Annotated in this window: 1 protein-coding gene; it reads right to left on the minus strand. The window is 48.8% G+C overall.

The genetic code is table 11. The annotated features are described in order from the left end of the window. Nucleotides 1-69: 69 nt before the first annotated feature. Nucleotides 70-1,043 (minus strand): histidinol dehydrogenase (gene hisD / locus A3756_RS06640; protein WP_068553142.1); only part of this gene is annotated, 974 nt, incomplete at its 5' end.

The following is a 1,043-nucleotide window of genomic DNA, read 5'->3' on the forward strand; positions in this document are numbered from 1 at the left end:
AACCGATAAATATTGCTGAAGATAGGTACTCAATTCTTGTAAGTTAACCGACATGATTACGGACCTAAGCTACTTGATGCGATATTCAGCGGAACGAGCGTGGGCTGTCAATCCTTCACCACGAGCAAGTACCGATGCCACCTTCCCTAACTCACTTGCACCCTCTGCTGAGAAGTGCAAAATCGAAGAGCGTTTCTGGAAATCGTACACACCTAGAGGCGAAGAAAAGCGTGCAGTTCCAGAAGTTGGTAATACATGGTTAGGTCCAGCACAATAGTCACCAAGCGCTTCGGCGGTATAGCGGCCCATAAAGATTGCGCCTGCATGGCGAATCTCTGTCAACAAGGCATCGGGATCTTCTACTGATAACTCCAGGTGTTCAGGTGCTATCAGGTTGCTAACATGAGCCGCTTGGCTCAGAGAGTCGACCTTAATGAATGCTGCCCTGGATACCAGCGATGCTGTGATTATTTCCTCACGCTCCATCGTTGGCAACAATTTGCTAATACTGGCTTCAACCTGATCTAAAAACTGCTCGTCTTGTGATATCAAAATAGGCTGAGCGTTTTCATCATGCTCTGCCTGTGAAAACAGGTCCATTGCAATCCAGTCTGGGTCAGTTTTCCCATCGCAAATCACAAGAATCTCTGAAGGACCGGCAATCATATCAATACCAACGGTACCAAATACTTCTCGCTTGGCGGTCGCCACAAAAATATTTCCTGGCCCAACAATTTTGTCGACTGCTGGAACAGTCGCTGTACCGTAAGCTAAGGCTGCAACCGCTTGAGCACCCCCAATAGTGAAGACACGGTCGACGCCGGAAAGCGCCGCAGCTGCCAATACAAGCTCGTTAACTTCACCCTTAGGTGTTGGCACCACCATGATGACCTCAGGCACACCTGCTACCTTTGCAGGAATAGCATTCATCAAAACAGACGAAGGATAAGCCGCTTTACCACCTGGCACATACAAACCTGCCTTATCAAGTGGTACTACTCGCTGGCCAAGGCGCGTGCCATCCACTTCAGTAAAGTCCCAAG

Source organism: Oleiphilus sp. HI0086, assembly GCF_001635225.1.